The organism is Gordonibacter pamelaeae 7-10-1-b, assembly GCF_000210055.1.
Classification (GTDB): domain Bacteria; phylum Actinomycetota; class Coriobacteriia; order Coriobacteriales; family Eggerthellaceae; genus Gordonibacter; species Gordonibacter pamelaeae.
Map to the genome: position 1 here is coordinate 2,998,106 of NC_021021.1, position 1,460 is coordinate 2,999,565.

Genomic DNA, 1,460 nt, shown 5'->3' on the forward strand with positions numbered 1-1,460 from the left:
TCCACATCAAGCGGCACGGCGGCGGGCGCTTGGCGCGCGATGCGTCGATGCAGAGGTTGCGCGCGATGGTGAGCAGGTACGCGAGCGGCTTGCCCTCGATCGGCGAGCGCCCGCTGCGCACGAAGCGCAGAAACGCCTCCTGCGCTACGTCCGGCGCCTCGTCGTACGATGGCGCGTGCCGCCGGCAGTACGCCAGCACATCGTCGTAATGCTCTTCGACCAGACGATCGAACGCCTCGCCGTCCCGCAGCCTGCCTCCCACGTCCCGCTTCACCTCCTCTGCCCTCTATAACGAATCCCTAGCGCGATCGGTGCGGCCGCACCGGAAAAACCTTTGGAAATTTCCTTGACCCTCACGCCACGTGAGGCCGTAGCATGGGCGCACGCACTCGATGACGAATGCGCGCACCCGCGAGAAAGGAACCCCCATGGACGTGCGACCCGTGCGCTCAGACCAAGCATACCGCGCCATGATCGCCGCGCCGCCCGAGAAGCGCCCCGACCTGTACCGCCACGAGCTCATGGCCCCCTTCAAGGAGAAGTGGGACTGCTACCGCGTGCCGCTCAAAGCCGCGCAGCCCGGCGGTTACGACGTGGTCATGGCCAGCGAGATGCTCGGCATCCTGCCGCCCATGCGCGTGGACGGCAGTTGGGCCGAAGCCGTGAGCCTCATCGGCGACGACGCCTTCTGGGACGCATGCCAACGCACCGTCGAGCGCTCGCTCGCACGTTTCGCCGCGCGCGGCATCGAGCTTCCGCGGAAGGACTACCGCTTCACCGTGCTGTTGGCGAACCCGGAAAACCCCGTGGTACGGGCGAGCGAAGGCTACGGCGGCGACGGGGGCATCCCCGGCAGCATCTTCGCCTGGCTCGTGCCGGGCGGGCGCACGATGCGCCGCCTGCCCGCAGCGCTCGCGCACGAGACGAACCACAACGTGCGCTTCCAGTTCGTGAGGTGGCGAAACGACATCACGCTCGGCGAGATGCTGGTGAGCGAGGGGTTGGCCGAGAACTTCGCCGTGGAGCTGTTCGGCGAGGAGCTGGCGGGCCCGTGGGTCGCGCGCACCACGCCCGACCTGCTCGAGCAGGTGAAGCCGCTCGTGCACGCAGGCCGGGATGCGCAGGGCCTGGCCGAGCTTTCCGCCTACCTCTACGGCGACGAGACGGCGGCGCTCATGGGCTACCCCGTGCACGGCGTGCCTTACTGCGCCGGTTACGCGTGCGGGTACCACCTGGTCAGGCGCTTTCTCGAAGAGTCCGGCACCGACATCGCCGACGCCACCCTCCTGCCGGCGGCGGATATCCTCGACGCGGCGCAGGCCTTCTGGGACTGATCAGGAGGGCAACCGGGACGGCTCCCCTTCGCGCGAAAGCTCCACGCACAGGCCGCGCGTGAGGAACGGCGGGAAGTCGCCGTAGGCCCCCGGCGGCAGCGGACGGGGATCGGCCGCCTCGTAGTT

Annotated in this window: 2 protein-coding genes; one reads left to right on the forward strand and one right to left on the reverse strand. The window is 69.0% G+C overall.

The genetic code is table 11. The features are described from left to right. The coding region (locus GPA_RS13840) for an RNA polymerase sigma factor (protein WP_167536683.1) at positions 1–262 on the reverse strand (262 nt) is incomplete at its 3' end. A gap of 166 nt (positions 263–428) precedes the next feature. Between GPA_RS13840 and GPA_RS13845 the strand changes: the two genes are divergently transcribed. Next, positions 429–1,334, forward strand: coding sequence for a DUF2268 domain-containing putative Zn-dependent protease (locus GPA_RS13845; RefSeq protein WP_041239687.1), 906 nt, complete (start codon positions 429–431; stop codon positions 1,332–1,334). Positions 1,335–1,460 lie beyond the last annotated feature (126 nt).

Excerpts from the sequence above, each read along its gene's own strand:
- GPA_RS13845 (WP_041239687.1), top strand. The coding sequence starts at position 429 with ATGGACGTGCGACCCGTGCGCTCAGACCAAGCATACCGCGCCATGATC.